At 60.9% G+C, this 20,461-nt stretch carries 17 protein-coding genes and 1 pseudogene; 8 read left to right on the top strand and 10 right to left on the bottom strand.

What is annotated here, in order from left to right:
• Nucleotides 1-72: 72 nt before the first annotated feature.
• Nucleotides 73-1,614 carry an alkaline phosphatase gene (locus C8K66_RS15770; RefSeq protein WP_108525348.1) on the top strand — a complete coding sequence of 514 codons (1,542 nt, stop codon included), beginning with the start codon at nt 73-75 and terminating at the stop codon, nt 1,612-1,614.
• Nucleotides 1,615-1,793: 179 nt separating this feature from the next.
• Here C8K66_RS15770 and C8K66_RS15775 read toward each other — a convergent pair whose 3' ends face one another.
• Nucleotides 1,794-4,319 carry a sulfite reductase flavoprotein subunit alpha gene (locus C8K66_RS15775; protein ID WP_108525350.1) on the bottom strand — a complete coding sequence of 842 codons (2,526 nt, stop codon included), beginning with the start codon at nt 4,317-4,319 and terminating at the stop codon, nt 1,794-1,796.
• A gap of 134 nt (nt 4,320-4,453) precedes the next feature.
• Nucleotides 4,454-6,739, bottom strand: a complete 2,286-nt coding sequence (locus C8K66_RS15780) for a TonB-dependent siderophore receptor (protein ID WP_108525352.1) — start codon at nt 6,737-6,739, stop codon at nt 4,454-4,456.
• A gap of 204 nt (nt 6,740-6,943) precedes the next feature.
• Between C8K66_RS15780 and C8K66_RS15785 the strand changes: the two genes are divergently transcribed.
• Nucleotides 6,944-7,624 carry a Fe2+-dependent dioxygenase gene (locus C8K66_RS15785; RefSeq protein WP_108525355.1) on the top strand — a complete coding sequence of 227 codons (681 nt, stop codon included), beginning with the start codon at nt 6,944-6,946 and terminating at the stop codon, nt 7,622-7,624.
• Nucleotides 7,625-7,626: 2 nt separating this feature from the next.
• The gene (locus C8K66_RS15790) at nt 7,627-8,376 is read left to right on the top strand and encodes a tetratricopeptide repeat protein (RefSeq protein ID WP_108525357.1); all 750 of its coding nucleotides are present in this window, start codon (nt 7,627-7,629) and stop codon (nt 8,374-8,376) included.
• A gap of 48 nt (nt 8,377-8,424) precedes the next feature.
• Here the strand turns inward: C8K66_RS15790 and C8K66_RS15795 are convergent, their stop codons facing one another.
• The 5 genes from C8K66_RS15795 to C8K66_RS15815 form a co-directional block, all read right to left on the bottom strand.
• Nucleotides 8,425-9,588, bottom strand: coding sequence for a type III PLP-dependent enzyme (locus C8K66_RS15795; protein ID WP_017845449.1), 1,164 nt, complete (start codon nt 9,586-9,588; stop codon nt 8,425-8,427).
• Nucleotides 9,589-10,062: 474 nt separating this feature from the next.
• Nucleotides 10,063-11,220, bottom strand: coding sequence for a betaine/proline/choline family ABC transporter ATP-binding protein (locus tag C8K66_RS15800; protein WP_017845448.1), 1,158 nt, complete (start codon nt 11,218-11,220; stop codon nt 10,063-10,065).
• The gene (locus C8K66_RS15805; protein WP_017845447.1) at nt 11,217-11,870 is read right to left on the bottom strand and encodes an ABC transporter permease; all 654 of its coding nucleotides are present in this window, start codon (nt 11,868-11,870) and stop codon (nt 11,217-11,219) included. Before C8K66_RS15805 ends, C8K66_RS15800 begins: the two co-directional genes overlap by 4 nt.
• A gap of 12 nt (nt 11,871-11,882) precedes the next feature.
• Nucleotides 11,883-12,776 (bottom strand): glycine betaine ABC transporter substrate-binding protein, encoded by an 894-nt coding sequence (locus C8K66_RS15810; protein WP_046384715.1) that lies wholly within the window; start codon nt 12,774-12,776, stop codon nt 11,883-11,885.
• Between the two features lie 20 nt (nt 12,777-12,796).
• Nucleotides 12,797-13,513, bottom strand: coding sequence for an ABC transporter permease (locus C8K66_RS15815; protein ID WP_046384714.1), 717 nt, complete (start codon nt 13,511-13,513; stop codon nt 12,797-12,799).
• A 331-nt stretch (nt 13,514-13,844) separates the two neighbouring features.
• On the opposite strand from C8K66_RS15815, the gene C8K66_RS15820 reads away from it, so the two are divergent.
• Both C8K66_RS15820 and C8K66_RS15825 read left to right on the top strand, forming a co-directional pair.
• Complete coding sequence (locus C8K66_RS15820) at nt 13,845-15,428, top strand: peptide chain release factor 3 (RefSeq protein ID WP_017845444.1); 1,584 nt, start codon at nt 13,845-13,847, stop codon at nt 15,426-15,428.
• Nucleotides 15,429-15,660: 232 nt separating this feature from the next.
• The gene (locus C8K66_RS15825) at nt 15,661-15,927 is read left to right on the top strand and encodes a hypothetical protein (protein WP_046488130.1); all 267 of its coding nucleotides are present in this window, start codon (nt 15,661-15,663) and stop codon (nt 15,925-15,927) included.
• A gap of 82 nt (nt 15,928-16,009) precedes the next feature.
• On the opposite strand, the pseudogene C8K66_RS15830 reads toward C8K66_RS15825, so the two are convergent.
• A pseudogene (locus C8K66_RS15830) lies at nt 16,010-16,114 on the bottom strand (dipeptide ABC transporter ATP-binding protein); the annotation flags it as partial.
• 188 nt (nt 16,115-16,302) lie between these two features.
• On the opposite strand from C8K66_RS15830, the gene C8K66_RS15835 reads away from it, so the two are divergent.
• The 3 genes from C8K66_RS15835 to C8K66_RS15840 are packed head-to-tail and all read left to right on the top strand — an operon-like array spanning nt 16,303 to nt 18,340.
• Entirely contained in the window at nt 16,303-17,403 is a 1,101-nt protein-coding gene (locus tag C8K66_RS15835) for a DUF6861 domain-containing protein (RefSeq protein WP_256590936.1), read from the top strand.
• The gene (locus tag C8K66_RS31320; RefSeq protein ID WP_256590945.1) at nt 17,400-17,714 is read left to right on the top strand and encodes a polymorphic toxin type 15 domain-containing protein; all 315 of its coding nucleotides are present in this window, start codon (nt 17,400-17,402) and stop codon (nt 17,712-17,714) included. The genes C8K66_RS15835 and C8K66_RS31320 overlap by 4 nt, the downstream gene beginning before the upstream one ends.
• Before the next feature lie 8 nt (nt 17,715-17,722).
• A complete protein-coding gene (locus C8K66_RS15840) occupies nt 17,723-18,340 on the top strand; it encodes a GAD-like domain-containing protein (RefSeq protein WP_108525359.1) in 618 nt (205 codons plus the stop codon).
• A 173-nt stretch (nt 18,341-18,513) separates the two neighbouring features.
• Here C8K66_RS15840 and C8K66_RS15845 read toward each other — a convergent pair whose 3' ends face one another.
• Complete coding sequence (locus C8K66_RS15845) at nt 18,514-19,485, bottom strand: peptide ABC transporter ATP-binding protein (RefSeq protein ID WP_017845442.1); 972 nt, start codon at nt 19,483-19,485, stop codon at nt 18,514-18,516.
• The gene (locus C8K66_RS15850; protein ID WP_046488134.1) at nt 19,485-20,453 is read right to left on the bottom strand and encodes an ABC transporter ATP-binding protein; all 969 of its coding nucleotides are present in this window, start codon (nt 20,451-20,453) and stop codon (nt 19,485-19,487) included. Before C8K66_RS15850 ends, C8K66_RS15845 begins: the two co-directional genes overlap by 1 nt.
• Between the last annotated feature and the right edge of the window lie 8 nt (nt 20,454-20,461).

Below are 20,461 nucleotides of genomic sequence, written 5' to 3' on the forward strand. Positions count from 1 at the left end.
TGAAGGCGGTGTCATATCGGCTTCATCCCTGCATGTTCTAGTTGCCCTTTTGATACTCAAGAGGGCACTTGCATGAGCCATTTCGATCTCGGCCGTCGCCGCGTGATGCAAGCCGTCGGCGCGGGCCTGTTGTTGCCGGGGCTGGCACCGGCGGTGATTGCGTCGGTGAAGGACCGGCCGCAACTCACCGATGGCGTGCAGTCCGGCGACCTGCTCGGCGACCGCGCGATGATCTGGAGCCGCAGCGACCGCCCGGCGCGGATGGTGGTGGAATGGGACACCCGCAGTGTGTTCAGCAACCCACGTCGATTCGTCTCGCCGCTGGCCGACAACCGCAGCGACTTTACCGCCCGCGTCGAACTCACCGGCCTGCCCGCCGACCAGGCGATTTTCTACCGCGTGCACTTCGAAGACGCCCAGACCGGCGTCGCCAGCGAGCCCTGGTTCGGCCACCTGCGCAGCGTGCCGCAACAGCGTCGCGATATTCGTTTTGTGTGGAGCGGCGACACCGTCGGCCAAGGCTTCGGCATCAACCCGGACATCGGCGGCATGCGGATCTACGAAGCCATGCGCCTGCGCCTGCCGGACTTTTTTATCCACAGCGGCGACACCATCTACGCCGACGGCCCGGTGCCGGCGCAACTGACCACCGAAGGCGGGCGCATCTGGCGCAACATCACCACCGAGGCCAAGAGCAAAGTCGCTGAAACCCTCGATGAGTATCGCGGCAATTACCGCTACAACCTGCTGGATGAAAACGTGCGGCGCTTTAACGCCGAAGTGCCGCAGATCTGGCAGTGGGACGACCACGAAGTGGTGAACAACTGGTCGCCGAGCAAGCAGCTCGATGAGCGTTACCAGACCAAGGACATCAACACCCTGGTCGGCCATGCGCGTCAGGCCTGGCTGGAATATTCACCCATGCGTCGGCAAAGCGCCGACGGCGGCGGGCGGATTTATCGCAAGCTCAGTTATGGCCCGCTGCTGGATGTGTTCGTGCTCGACATGCGCAGCTATCGCGGGCCCAACGATGACAACCTGGGCGGCGCCAAACCCTTCCTCGGCCGAGAGCAACTGGACTGGCTCAAGCGCGAACTCAAGACGTCCCAGGCCCAATGGAAGGTGATCGCCGCCGACATGCCGATCGGCCTCGGCGTGCCCGACGGCGAAGTCAGCCCGGGCGTACCGCGCTGGGAAGCGATCGCCAACAACGACCCCGGCCCGGCGCAAGGGCGCGAGTTGGAAATCGCCGAGCTGCTCGGGTTTCTGCGCGCGCAGCAGGTGCGCAACCATGTGTGGTTGACGGCGGATGTGCATTACTGCGCGGCGCATCACTATCATCCGGATCGGGCGGCGTTCCAGGACTTCGAGCCGTTCTGGGAGTTTGTCGCGGGGCCGTTGAATGCGGGGAGCTTCGGGCCCAATCCGCTGGATAAAACCTTTGGTCCGCAGGTGGTCTTCGAGAAAGCACCGCCGGCGCAGAACACCTCGCCGTTTGCCGGTTTCCAGTTTTTCGGCGAAGTGCAGATCGATGGGCAGACGGCGGAGTTGACGGTGATGCTGCGTGATCTGGATGGGGTTTCAGTGTTCGAGCAAAAGCTGCAACCGGTCTGATTGAGGGTGCAGTCAAAAACTGATTGGAGTGCAGTCAAAAACTGACTTGGAATACAGTCAAAAACTGTGGGAGGGGGCTTGCCCCCGATAGCGGTGGATCAGTCAACTCTTGGGTTACTGACACACCGCTATCGGGGGCAAGCCCCCTCCCACATAGGTTCTTCAGTGGTTAGAGGATCTCAGTAGACATCGCGGCGATAGCGGCCCTGTTCGATCAAGCGCTCCACCGCCTCACTGCCCAGCACCTCATGCAGCACCTGATCCACTCCTGCGGCCATCCCCTGCAAACTGCCGCACACGTAAATCGCCGCGCCGTCCGCCAGCCATCGACGCAACACGTCCGCCGATTCGCGCAGGCGATCCTGCACGTAGATCTTTTCCTCCTGGTCGCGGGAAAACGCCAGGTCCAGCAGCGCCAGGTCACCGCTGGCCTGCCAGCCTTGCAGTTCGTCCTGGCACAGGTAGTCGTGGGCGATGGTGCGTTCGCCGAACAACAGCCAGTTGCGCTGCTGGCCGTCGGCAATGCGTGCCTTGAGCAAGCTGCGCAAACCCGCCAGGCCGGTGCCGTTGCCCAGCAGGATCAACGGCGCAGGCGCGTCCGGCAGGTGGAAAGCGCTGTTGCGGCGCAGGCGCAGGCTGATGCTCGAGCCGAGGGCCGCGTGTTCGGTCAGCCAGCCCGAGCCAAGGCCGAGGGTGCCGTCCGGATGACGTTCCTGGCGCACGATCAACTCCAGCACGCCGTCGCTGGGAATCGAGGCGATGGAGTATTCGCGCATGCCCAGGGGCGCCAGCGCGTTCACCAGCGCTTGGGCATGCAGGCCCACCAGGTGGGCGCGGTTGTCCGGCAATTGGCGGGTGGCCAGGGCCTGGTCGAGGGCGTGGGCCAGGCCGTCGATCAGCACGCTCTCGCTGCCGGCCAGGCCCAGGCCTGCGAGGAACTGCGCGATGGCCCGGCTGCCGTTGCGCGGCAGGATTTCCACCAGGTCGCCGGCCGTCCAGCGTTGCCCTGACGGCACGCTCAGCTCCAGCAGGTACACAGCCGAACCGATACTGCCAGGGTTGAGCAAGGTGCGTTGGTTCAAGCTGCAGTTTTCATACTGTGCGCTCGGCCACGCCGCTGTCGGTGCGTGCCCGGTGAGTTGCCCCAGCTGTTGTTGCCAGTGCTGCAGGGCATGGGTGTCGCCGCTGTCGACTTCCACGGGGGCGAACAACGGGGTGCCGCCCTGGTTGGTCAGCCAGAAGTGCAGGCGCCGCGCAAAGCCGCAGAAGTGCTGGTACTGGCGATCGCCGAGGGCCAGTACCGAGTAGTTCAAGCCTTTGAGGGACAGGTCCTGCCCGAGCACGCTGCGCTCGAAGCCACGGGCGCTGTCGGGGGCTTCGCCGTCGCCGAAGGTGCTGACCACGAACAGCGCATTTTCTGATTGGCGCAGTTGGTCCTGGCTGACGCTGCCCAGCGGCTGCACGTTCACTGGCAAGCCCGCGGCCTGCAGTTGCCCGGCGGTCTGCCAGGCCAGTTGTTCGGCAAAACCGCTCTGGCTGGCGAAGCCGATCAGCCAGGCCGGCGCATGGCTGTGATTGGCGCTGAGGCGCTCGCGGGCATCGCGTACCTGGCGCTTTTTACGGCGACGGTCGAGGTACAGCAGCCAGCCGGTGATGAAGAACAACGGCATGCACAGCGCGCTGATGGTGAGGATGATCCGCCCCACCAGGCCGAAGTAACTGCCGGTGTGCAGCGCGTAGAGGCTGGTCAGCAATTGAGCCTTGAGGCTCTTGCTGGCGTAGCGCTCGTGGGATTTCACCGCGCCGGTGGCCGGGTCCAGGTTGATCTGGTTCAGCGCGCGGTCGTGGGGCGAGTTTTTCAGCAGGTAAAACACCGTGGCCGGCTGCCCGGCGACTGCCGGCATGCGGATGTTGTAGGCACTCAAGTCGGGGCCGGCGCTGCTGTAGATGCTGCTCCAGATCGCCGCGTAGTTGGCTTCCGGCGTCGGGCCCGAGGGCGGTGGGCCGCGTTTGCGCATCCGTTCGTTCTGCGGGGCGTCGGACAGCAGCTTGTTCAGGCCCTGGTTGTACCACTCGTAGGACCACGACAGGCCGGTCAGCGCCGCCAACAGATAGAACAACAGGCACCAGGTGCCGAACACCGAGTGCAAGTCCCAATTGAAGCTGCGACCTTTTTTGCGCCAGTCCAGGGTCAGCCACACGCGCCAGTTCGCCACCTGGCGCGGCCAGCGCAGGTACAGGCCGGACAGGCAGAAGAACAGCAGGATCAGCGTGCAGGCCCCGGTGATTTGCCGGCCGGTGTCGCCCATGGCCAGGAAACGGTGCAGTTGCAGGAGAAACCCGAACACGTCCTGGCCGACGGCGTCGCCCATGTAGTCGCCGGTGTAGGGGTCGAAGTAACGCATCTGGCCGCGCCGTTCACCCGGCGGCGGGGTGAAGAACACGCGTGCGGCGGTGCCGCTGTCGGTTTCCACCCACAGCATCGACACGCGCTTGCCTTCGCTGGCTTCGAGCTTGCGCACCAGTTCGGCGGGCGGCAGTACCCCGGCGTCGAGTTTTGCCACGCTCAGCACGCTGGGGTTGAGCGCGCGCAGTATTTCATCCTGGAACGACACCGCCGCCCCGGTGATCCCCATCAAGGCCAGCACCAGCCCGGCAGTGATGCCGAAGAACCAGTGCAACTGGAACAGGGTTTTCTTCAACACGTCGGACCGCCTCGCTCATCTGGATATCTGTAGCACGGCGCGCATTATGCCGTGGGTTGTCGAGAAACTTTGTTGTTTAACACGCAAAAGCCCCACGCATCGATGCGTGGGGCTGTTGGCTGCGGGTTGACCGTTTAGAAGTGGAAGCTGGTGGTCAACAGTGCGGTGCGCCCGGCCGCCTGGTTGGCGAAGTGGGTCGAGAAGGCCTTGTCGTAGTAGGTTTTGTCGGTCAGGTTCTGCACGTTCAGTTGCAGATCGACGTTCTTGGTCAGCTTGTAGCTGGCCATGGCGTCGTAGCGCGTGTAGGACGGTACATACACGGTGTTGCCGGCATCGCCGTAGACCTCGTCGACATAGAACGCACCGCCGCCGATGGTCAGCTTCGACGTGATGTCGTAGGTGGTCCACAGGCTGAAGGTGTTCTTCGGCGTATTGGGCATTTGGTTGCCCTCGCTGGAGCCGGCGCTGAGCACCCCGTTGCGCCCGTTGCGTCCGGATTTGACCAGCTCGCTGTCGAGGTAGCTGTAGCCGGCGAACACTTGCCATTGATCCGTGAGTTTGCCGCTGGCCGAGAGTTCGAGGCCATCGACGCGGGATTCACCGGCGTTCTCGTAGGTCAGGGCATCCACCAGAATGCGCGTGTTCTTCTTCTCGGTGCGGAACACGGCAGCCGTCAGCGAAAGGCGGTCGTGGAACAGATCCCACTTGGTGCCCAGCTCGTAGTTGACGGTTTCTTCCGGTTGCAGGTCGCTGGTGGCGGCGCCGGCGGACAGTGGGTTGCCGTCGGAGCCTTCACCGACCAGACCACCGGCCGGTGTGGCCGAGGTGGCGTAGGACGCATAGATGCTGGCGTTCTCCACCGGCTTCCAGACCAGGCCGGCCTGCCAGTTGAAGAACTGGCTGTCGTCTTTGATCTTGGTGCGCCCGGCGGTGGCGTTGGTGTTGGCCTCAGTGTCGAAGGTGTCGTAGCGCAGGCCGACGTTCAGCAGCCATTTCGGGTCCAGTTCGATGGTGTCGAACACGTAGGCGCCGCGGCTGGTGGCTTTGGTGTTGGTGCCGTTGTAGTTGCGCGCGATGCTGCCGGTCCAGGCGTCGTCCGGGTTCGGGTTGCTCAGCGAGGTGCATTGGCCGCCCAGGCTGCCTTTGGCCACGGTGCAGACCGGGTTGGCGTTGGGGCTGATGGTGTAGCTGCTGACACGGGTTTCTTCGCCGGTGAACTCGAGGCCGGTGGAGTAGGTGTGCTTGAAACCCAGCGCGTGGAAGTTGCCGAACAGATCGGTCTGGTTGGTGGTGGTCTCGGTGGTCGACACGCGGCTGTTGGCGCGGCGCCACACAGTACCGAACTTGTTGACGTTGAGTTTGCTGTCGTCCGGTTGCGTGAGGATATAGTCCTGGCCGGTGTTGCCATGGCGCAGGGTGTTTTTCAGCGTCATGTTGTCGTTCAGGTCGTGTTCGACGGAGACCGTGCTGATATCGGCGCGGGTCTTGCGGAAGTCGCGACTCTTCAGTCCGTAGAAGTTATTGCTGTCGCCGCCGTCGTTGGGTTTGTCGTGTACGTGGGCGGTGGCGGTCGCGGAGCCGTAACCGTAGGGGATCCCCGAATCCGGCAGGTCGTCGCTTTCCATGTGGTAGTAGCTGACGTTGACGCGGGTCGGCATGCCCAGGCCAAAGGTCAGCGACGGCGCCACGCCCCAACGGTCGTAATTCACCGCGTCGCGGCCGGCGACGTTTTGTTCGTGGCTCATCAGGTTCAGGCGGAACGCGGCGCTGTCGTCGAGGAATTGGCGGTTGACGTCGAGCACGTAGCGGCGGGTCTGGTCGGAGCCGTAGGTGAAGCCGCCGTTGGTGAAGTCGCGCGCCTGGGGTGTCTTGCTCACCAGGTTGAGGCTGCCGCCGGCCGAGCCACGCCCGCCGAACGAAGAGTTCGGGCCTTTGCTGACTTCGATCGATTCGATGTCGAAGATCTCACGGCTCTGGCCGCCGGTATCGCGCACGCCGTCCAGGTAGGTGTCGCCCTGGGCGTCAAAACCGCGGATGAACGGGCGGTCGCCCTGGGGGTTGCCGCCTTCACCGGCGCCGAAGGTAATGCCGGGCACGGTGCGCAAGGCATCCTGCAACGAGGTGGCGGCGGTGTCCTTGAGCACTTGCTGTGGCACCACGGTGACCGAGCGCGGCGTGTCCACCAGCGGCGCGGTGTACTTTTGCGAAGAGGCTTTTTCGACCTGATAGGAGGTGGCGTCCTGTGCTTCCCCGGTGATGCTGGTGGCGCCCAGGGAGATGCTGTTGCGCTGGCCTTTCTGTTCGGTGTCGTCGGCCGCTTGCGCCAGATGGGCGACAGAGCTGGCGCCGAGTGCAACGCCGATGGCCGAAGCCAGCAGGCGTGGTGAACTGGCAGGTGTTTTTATGCAAGTGCGCGACATGACGTGTCCTTTCCCCAAGGATGTGAGGCCGCGGAATATAGGCTGAATAAGACTTTGTATCAATTGCGACTTATTGCTATTCGTAGCTAATTTACATTCTTTACACTTTTTCCTTACGGTTTTTACGATCTCGTTCGTCTTCGGGTTTTACAGAGAGGATAAGAATCAATACCATTAACGTCTTTCCGCTCTCAGGTAGTGCTCATGTTGCTGCATATTCCCGGCCTGTTCTCTCGTGAGGAAGTGCAGCGCATTCGCCAAGCCCTGGAAACCGCCGACTGGGCCGACGGTAGAATCACCGCCGGGCACCAGTCCGCCAAGGCCAAGCACAACCTGCAATTGCCCGAAGGCCACCCGCTGGCCAAGGAAATCGGTACGGCGATGCTGGAGCGGTTGTGGCAAACCCCGTTGTTTATGTCGGCGGCGTTACCGCACAAAGTCTTCCCGCCGCTGCTCAACTGCTACACGGCCGGGGGCAGTTTCGACTTTCATATCGACAATGCCGTGCGCCAGCCCAAGGGCAGCCAGGAGCGGGTGCGTACCGATCTGTCGTCCACGCTGTTCTTCAGCGACCCGGAGGACTATGACGGCGGCGAACTGGAGATCCAGGACACCTTCGGCGTGCAACGGGTCAAGCTGCCCGCCGGCGATATGGTGCTGTACCCCGGCTCCAGCCTGCATAAAGTCAACGCCGTGACCCGTGGTGCGCGCTACGCCTCGTTTTTCTGGACCCAAAGCCTGGTGCGCGAAGACAGCCAGCGCACCCTGCTGTTCGAGATGGACGGTGCGATCCAGCAACTGACCGCGGCGGTCCCGGACCACCCGGCGTTGATCCAGCTCACCGGCACTTACCACAACCTGTTGCGTCGCTGGGTCGAGGTCTGAGCATGGGCTTTTTATTGCGCCGTGAAGAAGTGCTCAACGTCGAGCAGTTGCAGCGCATGCTCGACGACTCGCCAGTGCGCGCGGCCCAGGCGATCCTGATCGCGGCCAGGGAGGGCGTGGCGGATGCCCAGGCCTTGCTCGGGCAGATCCTGCTGGAAGGGCGCGGCATCGAGCGCGATGAAGCGCTGGCACTGCGCTGGTTCCAGATCGCGGCGCAGGGCGGGCACCTGATGGCGCGCAATATGCTGGGGCGTTGCCGCGAGCATGGCTGGGGCTGCGTCGCCGACGAAGCGGCGGCGGCGCGGGACTATCGGCTGGCGGCCGAAGCCGGGTTGGACTGGGGGCAATACAACTACGCCAACCTGCTGGCCACCGGTCGCGGTGTCGCCGAGGACCAGGCGCACGCGCTGAGGTGCTATCGCCAGGCGGCGGAGCAGGGCCACGCCAAGTCGATGAACCTGTTGGGGCGCTATCTGGAAGAGGGCCGGTTTTGCCCGAGGGATCCGGACGCTGCCGTGGCGTGGTATCGACGCTCAGCCGAAGCCGGGGATTTCCGTGGGCAGTTCAGTTACGCGGCGGTACTGGCCGACAGCGGCCAGATCGAGGCGGCGCTGGCATGGTTGCGCAAGGCCTTGGCCGGCGGCAATCAGAAGTTTTTGCGGGTGGCGCACAAGGCGCTGGCGCAGGCGAATGATCCGCGGATTCGGGCGATGGCCGATGCCTATGAGCAACATGCCATGACCTGTTTCTGAGCGATAAAAAACCCATGACAGGTCATGGGTTTTTTGTTCGTCGCCGTCTTACACGTAATACGACTTCAACGGCGGAAAGCCATTGAACTCAACCGCGCTGTAGCTGGTGGTGTACGCACCGGTCGACAACCAGTACAACCGATCACCGATCGCCAGGTTCAACGGCAGGCCGTACTTGTAGTTTTCGTACATGATGTCGGCGCTGTCGCAGGTAGGACCGGCGATCACCACTTCTTCCATCTCGCCTTTCTTCTCGGTCCAGATCGGGAACTTGATGGCTTCGTCCATGGTTTCGATCAGGCCGGAGAACTTGCCCACGTCCGTGTACACCCAGCGCTCGACGGCGGTGCGCGATTTACGTGCCACCAGCACCACTTCGCTGACCAGGATGCCGGCGTTGGCGATCAACGAACGGCCCGGTTCCAGGATGATTTCCGGCAGGTCGTCGCCGAAGTCTTCCTTGAGGAAACGGATGATTTCCTCGGCATAGGTTTCCAGGCTGTTGGTGCGGGTGATGTAGTTGGCCGGGAAGCCGCCGCCCATGTTGATCAGCTTGAGGTGGATGCCGTCTTCTTCCTTCAGGCGCTCGAAGATCACTTTGACCTTGGCGATCGCCGCGTCCCACACGCTGATGTCGCGCTGTTGCGAGCCGACGTGGAACGAGAGGCCATACGGCACCAGGCCCAGGTCGCGGGCGAGGATCAGCAGGTCCATGGCCATGTCGGTCTGGCAGCCGAATTTGCGCGACAGAGGCCAGTCAGCCGTGGTCGAGCCTTCGGTGAGGATACGCACATAGATTTTCGAGCCCGGCGCGGCCTTGGCGATGTTGCGCAGGTCGGCTTCGGAGTCGGTGGAGAACAGGCGCACGCCCTTCTCGTAGAAGTAGCGGATGTCCTTGGATTTCTTGATGGTGTTGCCGTAGCTGATACGGTCGGGGCTGACGCCGCGGGCCATGACCTTGTCCAGCTCGTAGATCGAGGCGATGTCGAAGCTCGACCCCTTGTCTTTCAGCAGGTCGATGATCTCGACGGCTGGGTTGGCCTTGACTGCGTAATAGATTTTGGCGAATTCGAAACCGGCGCGCAGGTCATCGTAGGCCTGGCTGATCATCGCGGTGTCGATCACCACGAACGGGGTTTCTTGCTTGTCGGCGAACGCCTTCATTTTGTCAAAAGTGGCGCGCGCGAAATAATCTTCGACGTTGATCGACATGCTGGGAACTCCTAAGGGCAAACTAAATTGATCAATGGGTGCAAATGAACGTCCTCCGTATCCCCACTTTGGTTCGCCTACTTCCCAAGGCATGTCGCCGAAAGCAAAAAGGCCATGGGATAAGCTTCCCTTGGCCTTGCTGTCTCGTCGTCAGTACTTGAGCCGGATGGATCGTTTCCAGCATGGACGTTCGGCGCGAACTTTAGGGCGTGAGGGGCTTGAGATCAACTAAAAATGTCGCGTTTTTGCACGCGTTCGTCGCGGGACCGGGTGCAGCTACTTATGTAACCGACCGGTGTGACGGATTGATGTTCCCCGCAGGCGGATAATCAGGGGGATTTCCCTGACACACCACGGACCAAATGTGGGAGGGGGCTTGCCCCCGATGGCAGTGTGTCAGTCATGAATATATTGACTGATACACCGCCGTCGGGGGCAAGCCCCCTCTCACAGTTTTAGGCGTGTTGTGTCAGATCAGGCCAGGGCGGTCTCGGCGGGCGAAACGATACTGGTCTTGCCCCCGCGCGACTTGCCGGAGCTCAGGTACTCGGCAATCGATTCCTGGGTCACTTCACCCAAAAACACCCGCTCGGCGTCCATCACCGGCAACCATGAACGGTTGAACTCGTACATGCGCGACAACAGGATGCGCAAGTGCTCGTCATACGCGGCCGTGGCGTTGAATTCGCGCAGGTATTGACCGCAAGTGCCGGTCTGACGGTGCAGGTCGCGACGGCGCACATAGCCCAGCGCTTTGTTGTCGGCGCAGGTGACCACCACATAGCGGCGGTCGAGTTCGTCCATCAGCTCCAGGGCATCGGCCACCGGGGTTTCCGGGCTGACCGACGGGGCGTTGTCTGCCGCGTCTTCGGCTTTTACCAGCAGCAGACGCTTGAGGGTGCTGTCCTGGCCGACGAAGTTGCTGACGAACTCATCCGCCGGGTGCGCCAGCAGGGTGTCCGGGTGGTCGATCTGCAGCAGTTTGCCGGCGCGGAAGATGGCGATCTTGTCGCCCAGCTTGATGGCTTCGTCGATGTCGTGGCTGACCATGATCACGGTCTTGTTCAGCGCGCGCTGCATTTCGAAGAACTCGTTCTGGATCATCTCGCGGTTGATCGGGTCGACCGCGCCGAACGGCTCATCCATCAGCAGTAACGGTGCATCCGCCGCCAGCGCCCGGATCACGCCGATGCGCTGTTGCTGGCCACCGGACAGCTCACGCGGGTAGCGGTGCAGGTACTGTTTGGGCTCGAGCTTGATCATGCTCATCAACTCGCGGGCGCGGTCGTGGCATTTCTGCTTGTCCCAGCCCAGCAACTTGGGCACGACCACGATGTTTTCCTCGATGGTCATGTTCGGGAACAGGCCGATCTGCTGGATCACGTAGCCGATGTTGCGACGCAGGGTCACTTCGTCGAGGTCGGTGGTGTCTTCGCCGTTGATCAGGATCTTGCCCGAGGTGGGCTTGATCAGGCGGTTGATCATTTTCAGCGTGGTGCTCTTGCCGCAGCCCGAGGGGCCGAGGAATACGCAAATCTCGCCTTCGTTGACGGTCAGGCTTACGTCGTTCACGGCGGAGACAGTCTTGCCGTTGCTTTGGAAAGTCTTGGTCAGGTGTTGAAGTTCGATCATTTGAGCAGTCCTTTTGGAGTCAGCGAGCGTTGCAGCCATTGCAGAAGCAGGTCGGCGAAGATGGCCAGGAGACTGACCAGCACGGCGCCGACGATCAGCATCGACATGTCGCTGCGGCTGATGGAAGCCAGAATAAGTACACCCAGGCCGCCGGCGCCGATGGTGGCGGCGATGGTCATCACGCCGATGTTCATCACCACGGCGGTGCGTACACCGGCGAGGATCACCGGTACGGCGATGGGCAGTTCGACCATGCGCAGGCGCTGGCCGAAGGTCATGCCGATGCCTTTGGCGGCTTCGCGGATGCCCGGTTCCACGCCGGTCAGGGCCAGGTAGGTGTTACGCATGATCGGCAGCAGGGAGTAGAGGAACACGGCGGTGATCGCCGGCATTGGCCCCAGGCCCTGGCCGAATTTGGAGTAGAACGGCAGCAGCAGGCCAAACAGGGCGATGGACGGCACGGTCAGCAGCACAGTGGCGCTGGCTTGCAGCGGGCCGGCCAGGCTCGGGAAGCGGGTCATCAGCACGCCGAGGGGTACGCCGACGACAATCGCGAGGATCACGGCAATGCCGACCAGGGTGATGTGCTGCCAGGTCAGGTGCAGGACTTGGGCCCAATCAAGATGGGAAAAGGCGTTTAAAAATTCCATGTCTTCTCCTCGTTAGTGGATGGGGTGTTGGCGCAGGAAATCGGCGGCAACAGCTGACGGGCTTTCATGGCCGACGTCGACCCGCGCGTTCAGCTGGCGCATGGTTGCGTCGTCGAACAGGGCAGCCAGCGGCTTCAGATCGGCGGCCAGTTCAGGATGGGCGTCGAGATAAACCTGACGCACCACCGGCGCGGCGGTGTAGTCCGGGAAGTAGTGCTTGTCGTCTTCGAGCAGCTTCAATTTGAAGGCATTCAGGCGCCCGTCAGTGGTGTACACCAAGCCGGCAAACACCTGGCCGTTACGCAACGCGGTGTAGACCAGGCCGGCGTCCATCTGCCGGGTGTTTTTGCGGGTCAGGTTCATGTCGTAGAGCTTGACCATGCCGCCCATGCCGTCGGAACGGTTGGCGAACTCGGTGTCCAGGGCCACCAGGCGCGTGGCCTTGGTTTTTTCCGCGAGGGCTTGGGTCAGATCGCTGATCGTGTTGATCTGCGGGAATTCCTGGGCCACGTTCTCAGGCAATGCCAGCGCGTAGGTGTTGCTGAATTTCGATGGCGAAAGCCAGACCAGGCCTTTTTTCGCGTCGAGTTCTTTTACCCGAGCGTAGGACTGTTCGCTGTCGAGCTTCTCGTCCACATGGTTGTAGGCCACCAGCGACACGCCGGTGTATTCCCAGATCAGGTCCAGTTGCCCGCTTTCCTGGGCACTGCGCGCCAGGTTGCTGCCCAGGCCGCCGGTCACGCGGGTGTCGTAACCCTTGGTGCGCAGGTACTGGGAAGTGATTTCGGCGAGCAGGGTCTGTTCAGTGAACACCCGTGCGCCGATGCGGATGACCGGTTTTTCAGCGGCTTGCGCAACCCCTGCAAACAGCAGGACGCAGCTCAATATCAATGTCAGTTTTTTCATGTGAATTCCTTTGCCGAGCCTTAAGACGCACGCACTCCGCGTTCCAGCCAGAGGCGGCTGCCCATGGTCACCAGACCGTCGAGCAGCAGGGCCAACAGCGCGGTACACGCGGCGCCGAGCAGCAATTGCGGCTGATTGTTCAGGGCGATGCCGGGGAAGATCAGGCTGCCCAGGCTGTTGGCGCCGATCAGGAATGCCAGCGGCGCGGTGCCGACGTTGATCGCCAGGGCCACGCGCACGCCGCCGATGATGATCGGCACGGCGTTCGGCAATTCGACGCGAAACAGCACCTGGCGCGGGGTCATGCCGATGCCGGTGGCGGCTTCTTTCAGCGAGCCCTGGACGTTTTTCAGGCCTTCGTAGGTGTTGCGCACGATGGGCAGCAATGAAGCGAGGAACAGCGCGAAGATCGCCGGGCCGCTGCCGATGCCGAGGACGCCGAGGGCGATGGCCAGTACGGCCAGGGGAGGGACGGTGTTGCCGATGTTGAAGATCTGCATGAAGCGTTCGGCGCGCCCGACCATGTTCGGGCGGCTGAGCAGGATACCGGCGGGGAGGCCCACAATCAGGGCGGCCAGCATGGAGACTAGGACGAGAATCAGGTGAGCTTGCAGGTAAAACAACAAATCGTCGCGGTACAGTTCGATGGTGTTGATGCCGATCCAGTGGATCAGCAGGGCCAGGAGAGCGACGACAACCGCTCCTCCTATCAGCCCTTTGCCATAGCGAATAGCCACAGGCGGACTCCTTTTTTCTTCTGTCGGCGAACACATTCCTGCGTGGCATGCCACTGCTGGCTGCCGTTGAATGTGGTCGCGAAAAGCAGCTCGCCCATGCCGGCAAAAGCGGCATGAGGTCAAGCCATGAGCGCAGCCTCGTCAGGCTAACTTGCTGATTTTTCAGCCCCTGTTTCGAGTGCGGTTGCAGGGGAGTGGACGTCTCTACCTTTTAAAAGGTTCCATACTTGGCAGTATTTAGCCACCCCCAACCGGGTGAACGGTGGTCCGGCACCCTGGGTTTGCGCTATACTCGCCGCCCTTTTTTGACTCACCTGCCAGGCGATTTCCCATGACCCACCAGGCCGCCGAAGTCGCGAAACGCCGCACTTTCGCCATTATTTCCCACCCCGATGCCGGTAAAACCACCATCACCGAGAAGCTCTTGCTGATGGGCAAGGCGATCGCAGTGGCCGGCACGGTGAAATCCCGCAAATCCGACCGCCATGCCACCTCCGACTGGATGGAAATGGAAAAACAACGGGGTATTTCCATTACCACGTCGGTCATGCAGTTCCCGTATCGCGATCACATGATCAACCTGCTCGACACCCCGGGCCACGAAGACTTCTCCGAAGACACCTACCGCACCCTGACCGCGGTGGACTCGGCCTTGATGGTCCTCGACGGCGGTAAGGGCGTCGAGCCGCGCACGATTGCGTTGATGGACGTCTGCCGCCTGCGCGACACGCCGATCGTCAGCTTTATCAACAAACTCGACCGCGACATCCGCGATCCGATCGAGCTGCTCGACGAAATCGAAGCGGTGCTGAAGATCAAGGCGGCGCCGATTACCTGGCCGATCGGTTGCTACCGCGACTTCAAGGGCGTGTACCACCTGGCCGACGACTACATCATTGTCTACACCGCCGGCCACGGTCACGAACGCACCGATGTGAAAATCATCGAGAAGCTCGACTCCGACGAAGCCCGCGCCCACTTGGGCGATGAGTACGACCGCTTCGTCGACCAGCTGGAACTGGTGCAGGGCGCCTGCCACGAGTTCAACCAGCAGGAATTCCTCGACGGCCAACTGACCCCGGTGTTCTTCGGTACCGCATTGGGCAACTTCGGTGTCGACCACGTGCTCGACGCCGTGGTTGACTGGGCCCCGCGCCCGCTGGCCCGGGTCGCCAACGAGCGCACCGTGGAGCCGGTGGAAGAGAAATTCTCGGGCTTCGTGTTCAAGATCCAGGCGAACATGGACCCCAAACACCGCGACCGTATCGCCTTTATGCGAATCTGCTCCGGCAGGTACGAAAAAGGCATGAAGATGCGCCACGTTCGCACCGGCAAGGACGTGCGAATCGGCGATGCCCTGACGTTCTTCTCCTCCGAGCGTGAACAGCTCGAAGAAGCCTACGCCGGCGACATCATCGGCTTGCACAACCACGGCACCATCCAGATCGGCGACACCTTCACCGAAGGCGAAACGCTGGGCTTCACCGGCATCCCGCACTTCGCCCCGGAACTGTTCCGCCGCGTGCGCCTGCGCGACCCGCTGAAATCCAAGCAACTGCGCCAAGGCTTGCAGCAACTGGCGGAAGAGGGCGCGACCCAGGTGTTCTTCCCCGAGCGCAGCAACGACATCATCCTCGGCGCCGTCGGTGTGCTGCAGTTCGATGTGGTCGCCAGTCGCTTGAAAGAGGAATACAAGGTCGAATGCTCCTACGAGCCGATCACCGTGTACTCCGCGCGCTGGATCGAGTGCAGCGATAAGAAGAAGTTGGAAGAGTTCTCCAACAAAGCCGTGGAAAACCTCGCGGTCGACGGCGGCGGTCACCTGACCTACCTGGCGCCGACCCGGGTCAACCTGGCGCTGATGGAAGAGCGTTGGCCGGATGTGAAATTCCGCGCTACTCGCGAGCACCATTAAGCTCTGAGCGGTGAACAAGAGGGCGAAGCTGTCATGGCTTCGCCCTTTTTCATGGGCGCTGCAAAACCAGAGGTGGGAGGGGCGGTGCTACGGTTCGACTTGCTCTCCCACATTTTTTGATCTCCACCCGATGTGGGGATTGGCGAGAACCCGGCATCGGGACTAGCTTCAACGCTGGCGGCGCTAAACAGCGGTCGTGCGGGATTCACCTACTGACTGGAGGGGATCAACCATGAGTATTGTTCAACGAGTCGTGCTGTTACTGAAGGTGCTGGTGCTGTTGTCATTGGGAATGTCGACGGCCTGGGCACATAACCCGGTGCAGAGCGGGGCGGCGGTGTCTGCTCTGCAGAGTGGGCAGGCCAAGGGCCTGCAACTGGCCAAGTCTGAAGCGGAGCCCGGCGATGAGGACCAGGGCGGCAGCAAGGGCGATGACGACTCCACCACCGACGAACCGGGCGATGACAACCCGGATGATGAAGGCGATAGCCAGACGTAGACCCTGCAAAAAGCCCCTCCCGCCAGGCTGATGCGCAACCTGACGGGAAGGGCTGTAGAACGCTGTGTCACCGCGCCCCCACAGGGGAGCGCTTGTGGAAAGCGCAGCCGGACGGCGGGTTCAGCGGGTTGGGCAGTTCGCCGACGATCTTGATCTTCGGCTTGTTCGGGTCCGGGTGGATGGTCGGTTCATCCGCCACCAGCACTTTCGGTTGTAGCATCAAGGCGCGGGCCTTTTTCCGTTACTCGTGGATGGGGGATAGTAATTTCTGTAAGTTTTTTCCAGAAAGAAGTCGGACCGTTCCTGATTTAAGACATCCCCACAATTGCTCGTACTAGCTCGTTAGCCTCCCCTGAAAAGCAACGGGTTATACCCATGCAGGCAGATTGGGGAGCAAGAAAAATGGATGGTTGGCATTACGTACCGTCATGGAAACAGATTGAAAACCACCTTCTTAGCCCCTTCCCCAGCCACCTACAAACTCAGCACTCTGCCCAAGCACCATTCTGCGGGAACTATGAGCAACACACGTTCAATCCACGGCTTATCCCGCAACGCCTCAAATTCGTTGACCGAGCGTTCTTTCTCGCCCGTACAAAGACAGTGCGGAACTTGCACGATCGCTTCGCCGATATCGATTTAAATGCCGTTATTGACGACCTGATCAGCACTGTGACCGATATGGCAATGATCCTGGTTGGCGCTGCATTAACCGGAGCGGCTATCGGCGGCGGGATTGGAGCACTGGGTTTTGGCGCAGGTGCGCTCCCTGGTGCGATAGTCGGGGCTAGCCTTGGCGCACAGGCGGGCACTTGGATACTGGCGATTCTTGGACTTCAATCCATCGCCGAGTTTTTTCTAGAGGGTCTGCCTACCATCATTGAGCAGTACTTGCGAGGCATCAAAATCGCTTGGGAAGGTTCTCGAGCGCCGGCAACTGGTGTGTTGGGAGGCATGGGGCCGGGGTGCGAATACGGCAGTGTGCATCATGCTTCTACAGAAATTGCCAGTGCCCACACCGCCGTCATTCTTTTGCTCTTGAGCGCGATTGTTGCCTATCTGACCCGAGGACGGGGCGAGGCCACACTACTCGCCAGCCAAATGAGCAATAGCCGTCGAGGAGGCCGATTAGCGCAATGGATGCTCAAGCATGAAGAACGATTGAAACAGCATCCAGACTTACAGCCGCGGGAGCCACGTAAGGGGGTATTGGGGACACCGGAGCAGTCGACGCCTTCTCGGCGCGCGAATACCGATCAGCCATCACCTAAACCCAAGGTCATGCCGCTCGTCAAAGTACCCTGCTTTAGCGCCGCCAATATGCCTTCTTCAAAGATTCCGGAGTTTGATCGGCAATTGGCAGGACAAGAAAAAGGGCTTAACAATCTGACGGTGGCGGAATATCTTAAACGCGGGAGGCGTTCAAAGATCGGCTTAGTGTACGTGATCCAAGAGTCGCCAAAGAGGCCCGTATAGACCTTCAAAATAATGTTCAAAGTCAACTATTCGAGAAATTTCGCTCGGAAGGTCTTTCACCCGCTAGCGCTATGTCAAAGGCATCAGAAGTGGCGAGCGAAAAAATGAAAAAATTAGCCGCTCTTCATAATCCGGATCTTTATTCAGGTGGCAAGGATGTTATTGGTGGGTTTGGCGATCGGCAAGTAAATTCAAGTATTGGTGCTCAATGGCGAAGTAGGGTTTATGAGTTGGATAAGGTTGCGGGTAGTATTGCTCAGATGGAGCAGGAGCGTACAAAAATCAATACCCAGTTGAAACGGTGTAAATAGGTGATTTTATGGACGAAGATTTCGATTTTTTTCTAAGTACTTTCGGTCCTGGTTTTGATCGAAGGTCCGTTTCCTCCTCGACCATCGAGCAGTATAGGGGGAAATTGCCTGACCAGCTATTAACCTATTGGGAAGTCTATGGGTGGTGTGGGTATGCAGGCGGTATTTTCTGGAGCGTAAATCCACAAGAGTATGAATCTATTGTCAGTGAATGGCTTAAAGGAACAAAGCTATGGGGCACCGATGTGTACCATGTCATTGCTCGAAGCGCTTTTGGCACTTTGTATTTGTGGGGGGAACAGTCAGGATACTCTCTAAAAATATCTTCGGTAGATGCTTATTACATTTGTCGAGAGTCAATGTTTACAGGCGATCAGCTTGACTTTGGGGTGCGGTGTTTTTTTAGTGGCTTGACGGTTAAAAGTAACGACTATGAGAATTTGTTTGCTGTCGCAAAAAATAAATTGGGCAGATTGCATGAAGGCGAAATGTACGGATTCACGCCCGCTCTTGCATTAGGCGGTCAACGTACACTTGCGGGGATAGAAAAAGTTGGCGCTGTTGAATATCTGACTTTTCTATCTCAGGTGTCTGAGTTAGAAGAACTGATAGCTCCCAACATATAGCTATGCCGTTTCAGATACATCCAGTGCACAGGATGTATCCTCAATTTCAGAAGTGGCACTTTTGGTCTCACAGGCAAAAAAAGCCCCTCCCGCCAGGCTGATGCGCAACCTGACGGGAAGGGCTGTAGAACGCGGTGTCACCGCGCCCCCCACAGGGGAGCGCGACGCTCGTTTCAGGCGACGAACTGCTCCGCATAGTGGCAAGCCACCTGGCGGTTATCCAACGCCCGCAACTGCGGCTCCTCGCTGCTGCACCGCGCCGTCGCATACGGGCAGCGCTTGTGGAAAGCGCAGCCGGACGGCGGGTTCAGCGGGTTGGGCAGCTCGCCGACGATTTTGATCTTCGGCTTGTTCGGGTCCGGGTGGATGGTCGGTGTGGCCGACAGCAGCGCCTGGGTGTACGGGTGCAGGGGGCGCGCGTAGATGTCGCCCTTGGGGCCGACTTCCACCGGGCGCCCGAGGTACATCACCATCACGTCGTCGGCGACGTGTTGCACCACCGCGAGGTTGTGGGAAATGAACACGTAGGCGGTGTTGAATTCCTGCTGCAGGTCCATGAACAGGTTGAGCACCTGGGCCTGGATCGACACGTCCAGTGCCGAGGTCGGCTCATCCGCCACCAGCACTTTGGGTTGCAGCATCATCGCCCGGGCCAGGGCGATCCGTTGGCGCTGGCCGCCGGAGAACATGTGCGGGTAGCGCTGATAGTGCTCAGGGCGCAGGCCCACCTGCTTCATCATCGCCTGGACCTTTTCGCGGCGTTCGGCGGCGGACAGGTGGGTGTTGATCAGCAGCGGTTCAGCCAGTTGGTCGCCGACTTTCTGCCGCGGGTTCAACGAGGCATACGGGCTTTGGAATACCATCTGCACGTCTTTGCGCAATTGCTTGCGCTGCGCCTTGTCGGCGCCAGCGACTTCCTGGCCGGCGATTTTCAACGAGCCCGACGACGGCTCTTCAATCAGCGTCAGCGCACGGGCCAGGGTGGATTTGCCGCAGCCCGACTCGCCCACCACGGCGAGGGTCTTGCCGGCTTCCAGTTCGAAGGACACGCCATTGAGGGCGCGCACGGTGGCGTGGCCCTTGAACAGGCCTCGGGACACTTCGTAGTGACGGGTCAGGTCGCGGGCGGTAAGAACGACGGCCATTACGCCACCTCCTGGTTCAAGGGGTAGAAGCAGCGCGCGAGGCTGTTCGATTTAGGGTCCAGGCCCGGGCGGGTCTGGCGGCAGCTGTCTTGCACGTAGGGGCAACGCGGCGACAGCAGGCAGCCTTGCGGGCGGTCATAACGGCCGGGCACGATGCCGGGCAGCGTGGCCAGGCGCGCGGCACCGAGGCTGTGTTCCGGAATCGCCTTGAGCAGTGCTTCGCTGTAAGGATGCGCCGGAATGTCGAACAGTTGCGGTACCTGGCCGACTTCCACGGCTTGGCCGGCATACATCACACACACGCGCTGGGCGGTTTCCGCGACGACCGCGAGGTCGTGGGTGATCAGCACCAGGCCCATGTTCTGCTCTTTCTGCAGGGCCAGCAGCAGGTCCATGATCTGGGCCTGGATGGTCACGTCCAAGGCGGTGGTCGGTTCGTCGGCGATCAGCAACTTCGGCTCGCCGGCAATCGCCATGGCGATGGCCACGCGTTGGCTCATACCGCCGGACAGTTGGTGCGGGTAGGCATCCATCCGGCTGGCGGCGCCGGGGATCTCGACTTTTTCCAGCAGTTCGATGGCACGCTTGCGCGCTTGCTTGCCGGACATCTTCAGGTGCAGGCGCAGCACTTCTTCGATCTGGAAACCCACGGTGTAGCTGGGGTTCAGCGCGGTCATCGGGTCCTGGAACACCATCGCCAGGTCTTTGCCGACGATCTGCCGACGCTGGCGGTTGCTCAGCTTGAGCATGTCCTTGCCGTCGAAGTTCAGGGCGTCGGCGGTGACGATGCCGGGGTGTTCGATCAGGCCCATCAGCGCCATCATGGTCACGGATTTACCCGAGCCCGACTCGCCCACGATCGCCAGGACTTCGCCTTTGTCGACGCAAATGTCGAGGCCATCGACCACCGGCACGGCGGTCTTGTCGCCGAAGCGCACGTTGAGATTCTTGATTTCTAACAGTGACATGGGAATCT

The sequence above is a fragment of the Pseudomonas sp. GV105 genome (genome assembly GCF_003058185.1).
In the GTDB taxonomy this organism is placed as follows: Bacteria; Pseudomonadota; Gammaproteobacteria; order Pseudomonadales; family Pseudomonadaceae; genus Aquipseudomonas; species Aquipseudomonas veronii.

Coding starts and splice junctions, on each gene's coding strand:
- C8K66_RS15805 (WP_017845447.1), bottom strand. CDS start 11,870: ATGGAATTTTTAAACGCCTTTTCCCATCTTGATTGGGCCCAAGTCCTG.
- C8K66_RS15835 (WP_256590936.1), top strand. CDS start 16,303: ATGCAGGCAGATTGGGGAGCAAGAAAAATGGATGGTTGGCATTACGTA.
- C8K66_RS15770 (WP_108525348.1), top strand. CDS start 73: ATGAGCCATTTCGATCTCGGCCGTCGCCGCGTGATGCAAGCCGTCGGC.
- C8K66_RS15795 (WP_017845449.1), bottom strand. CDS start 9,588: ATGTCGATCAACGTCGAAGATTATTTCGCGCGCGCCACTTTTGACAAA.
- C8K66_RS15780 (WP_108525352.1), bottom strand. CDS start 6,739: ATGTCGCGCACTTGCATAAAAACACCTGCCAGTTCACCACGCCTGCTG.
- C8K66_RS15825 (WP_046488130.1), top strand. CDS start 15,661: ATGAGTATTGTTCAACGAGTCGTGCTGTTACTGAAGGTGCTGGTGCTG.
- C8K66_RS15840 (WP_108525359.1), top strand. CDS start 17,723: ATGGACGAAGATTTCGATTTTTTTCTAAGTACTTTCGGTCCTGGTTTT.
- C8K66_RS15850 (WP_046488134.1), bottom strand. CDS start 20,453: ATGTCACTGTTAGAAATCAAGAATCTCAACGTGCGCTTCGGCGACAAG.
- C8K66_RS15800 (WP_017845448.1), bottom strand. CDS start 11,220: ATGATCGAACTTCAACACCTGACCAAGACTTTCCAAAGCAACGGCAAG.
- C8K66_RS15790 (WP_108525357.1), top strand. CDS start 7,627: ATGGGCTTTTTATTGCGCCGTGAAGAAGTGCTCAACGTCGAGCAGTTG.
- C8K66_RS15845 (WP_017845442.1), bottom strand. CDS start 19,485: ATGGCCGTCGTTCTTACCGCCCGCGACCTGACCCGTCACTACGAAGTG.
- C8K66_RS15810 (WP_046384715.1), bottom strand. CDS start 12,776: ATGAAAAAACTGACATTGATATTGAGCTGCGTCCTGCTGTTTGCAGGG.
- C8K66_RS15820 (WP_017845444.1), top strand. CDS start 13,845: ATGACCCACCAGGCCGCCGAAGTCGCGAAACGCCGCACTTTCGCCATT.
- C8K66_RS15785 (WP_108525355.1), top strand. CDS start 6,944: ATGTTGCTGCATATTCCCGGCCTGTTCTCTCGTGAGGAAGTGCAGCGC.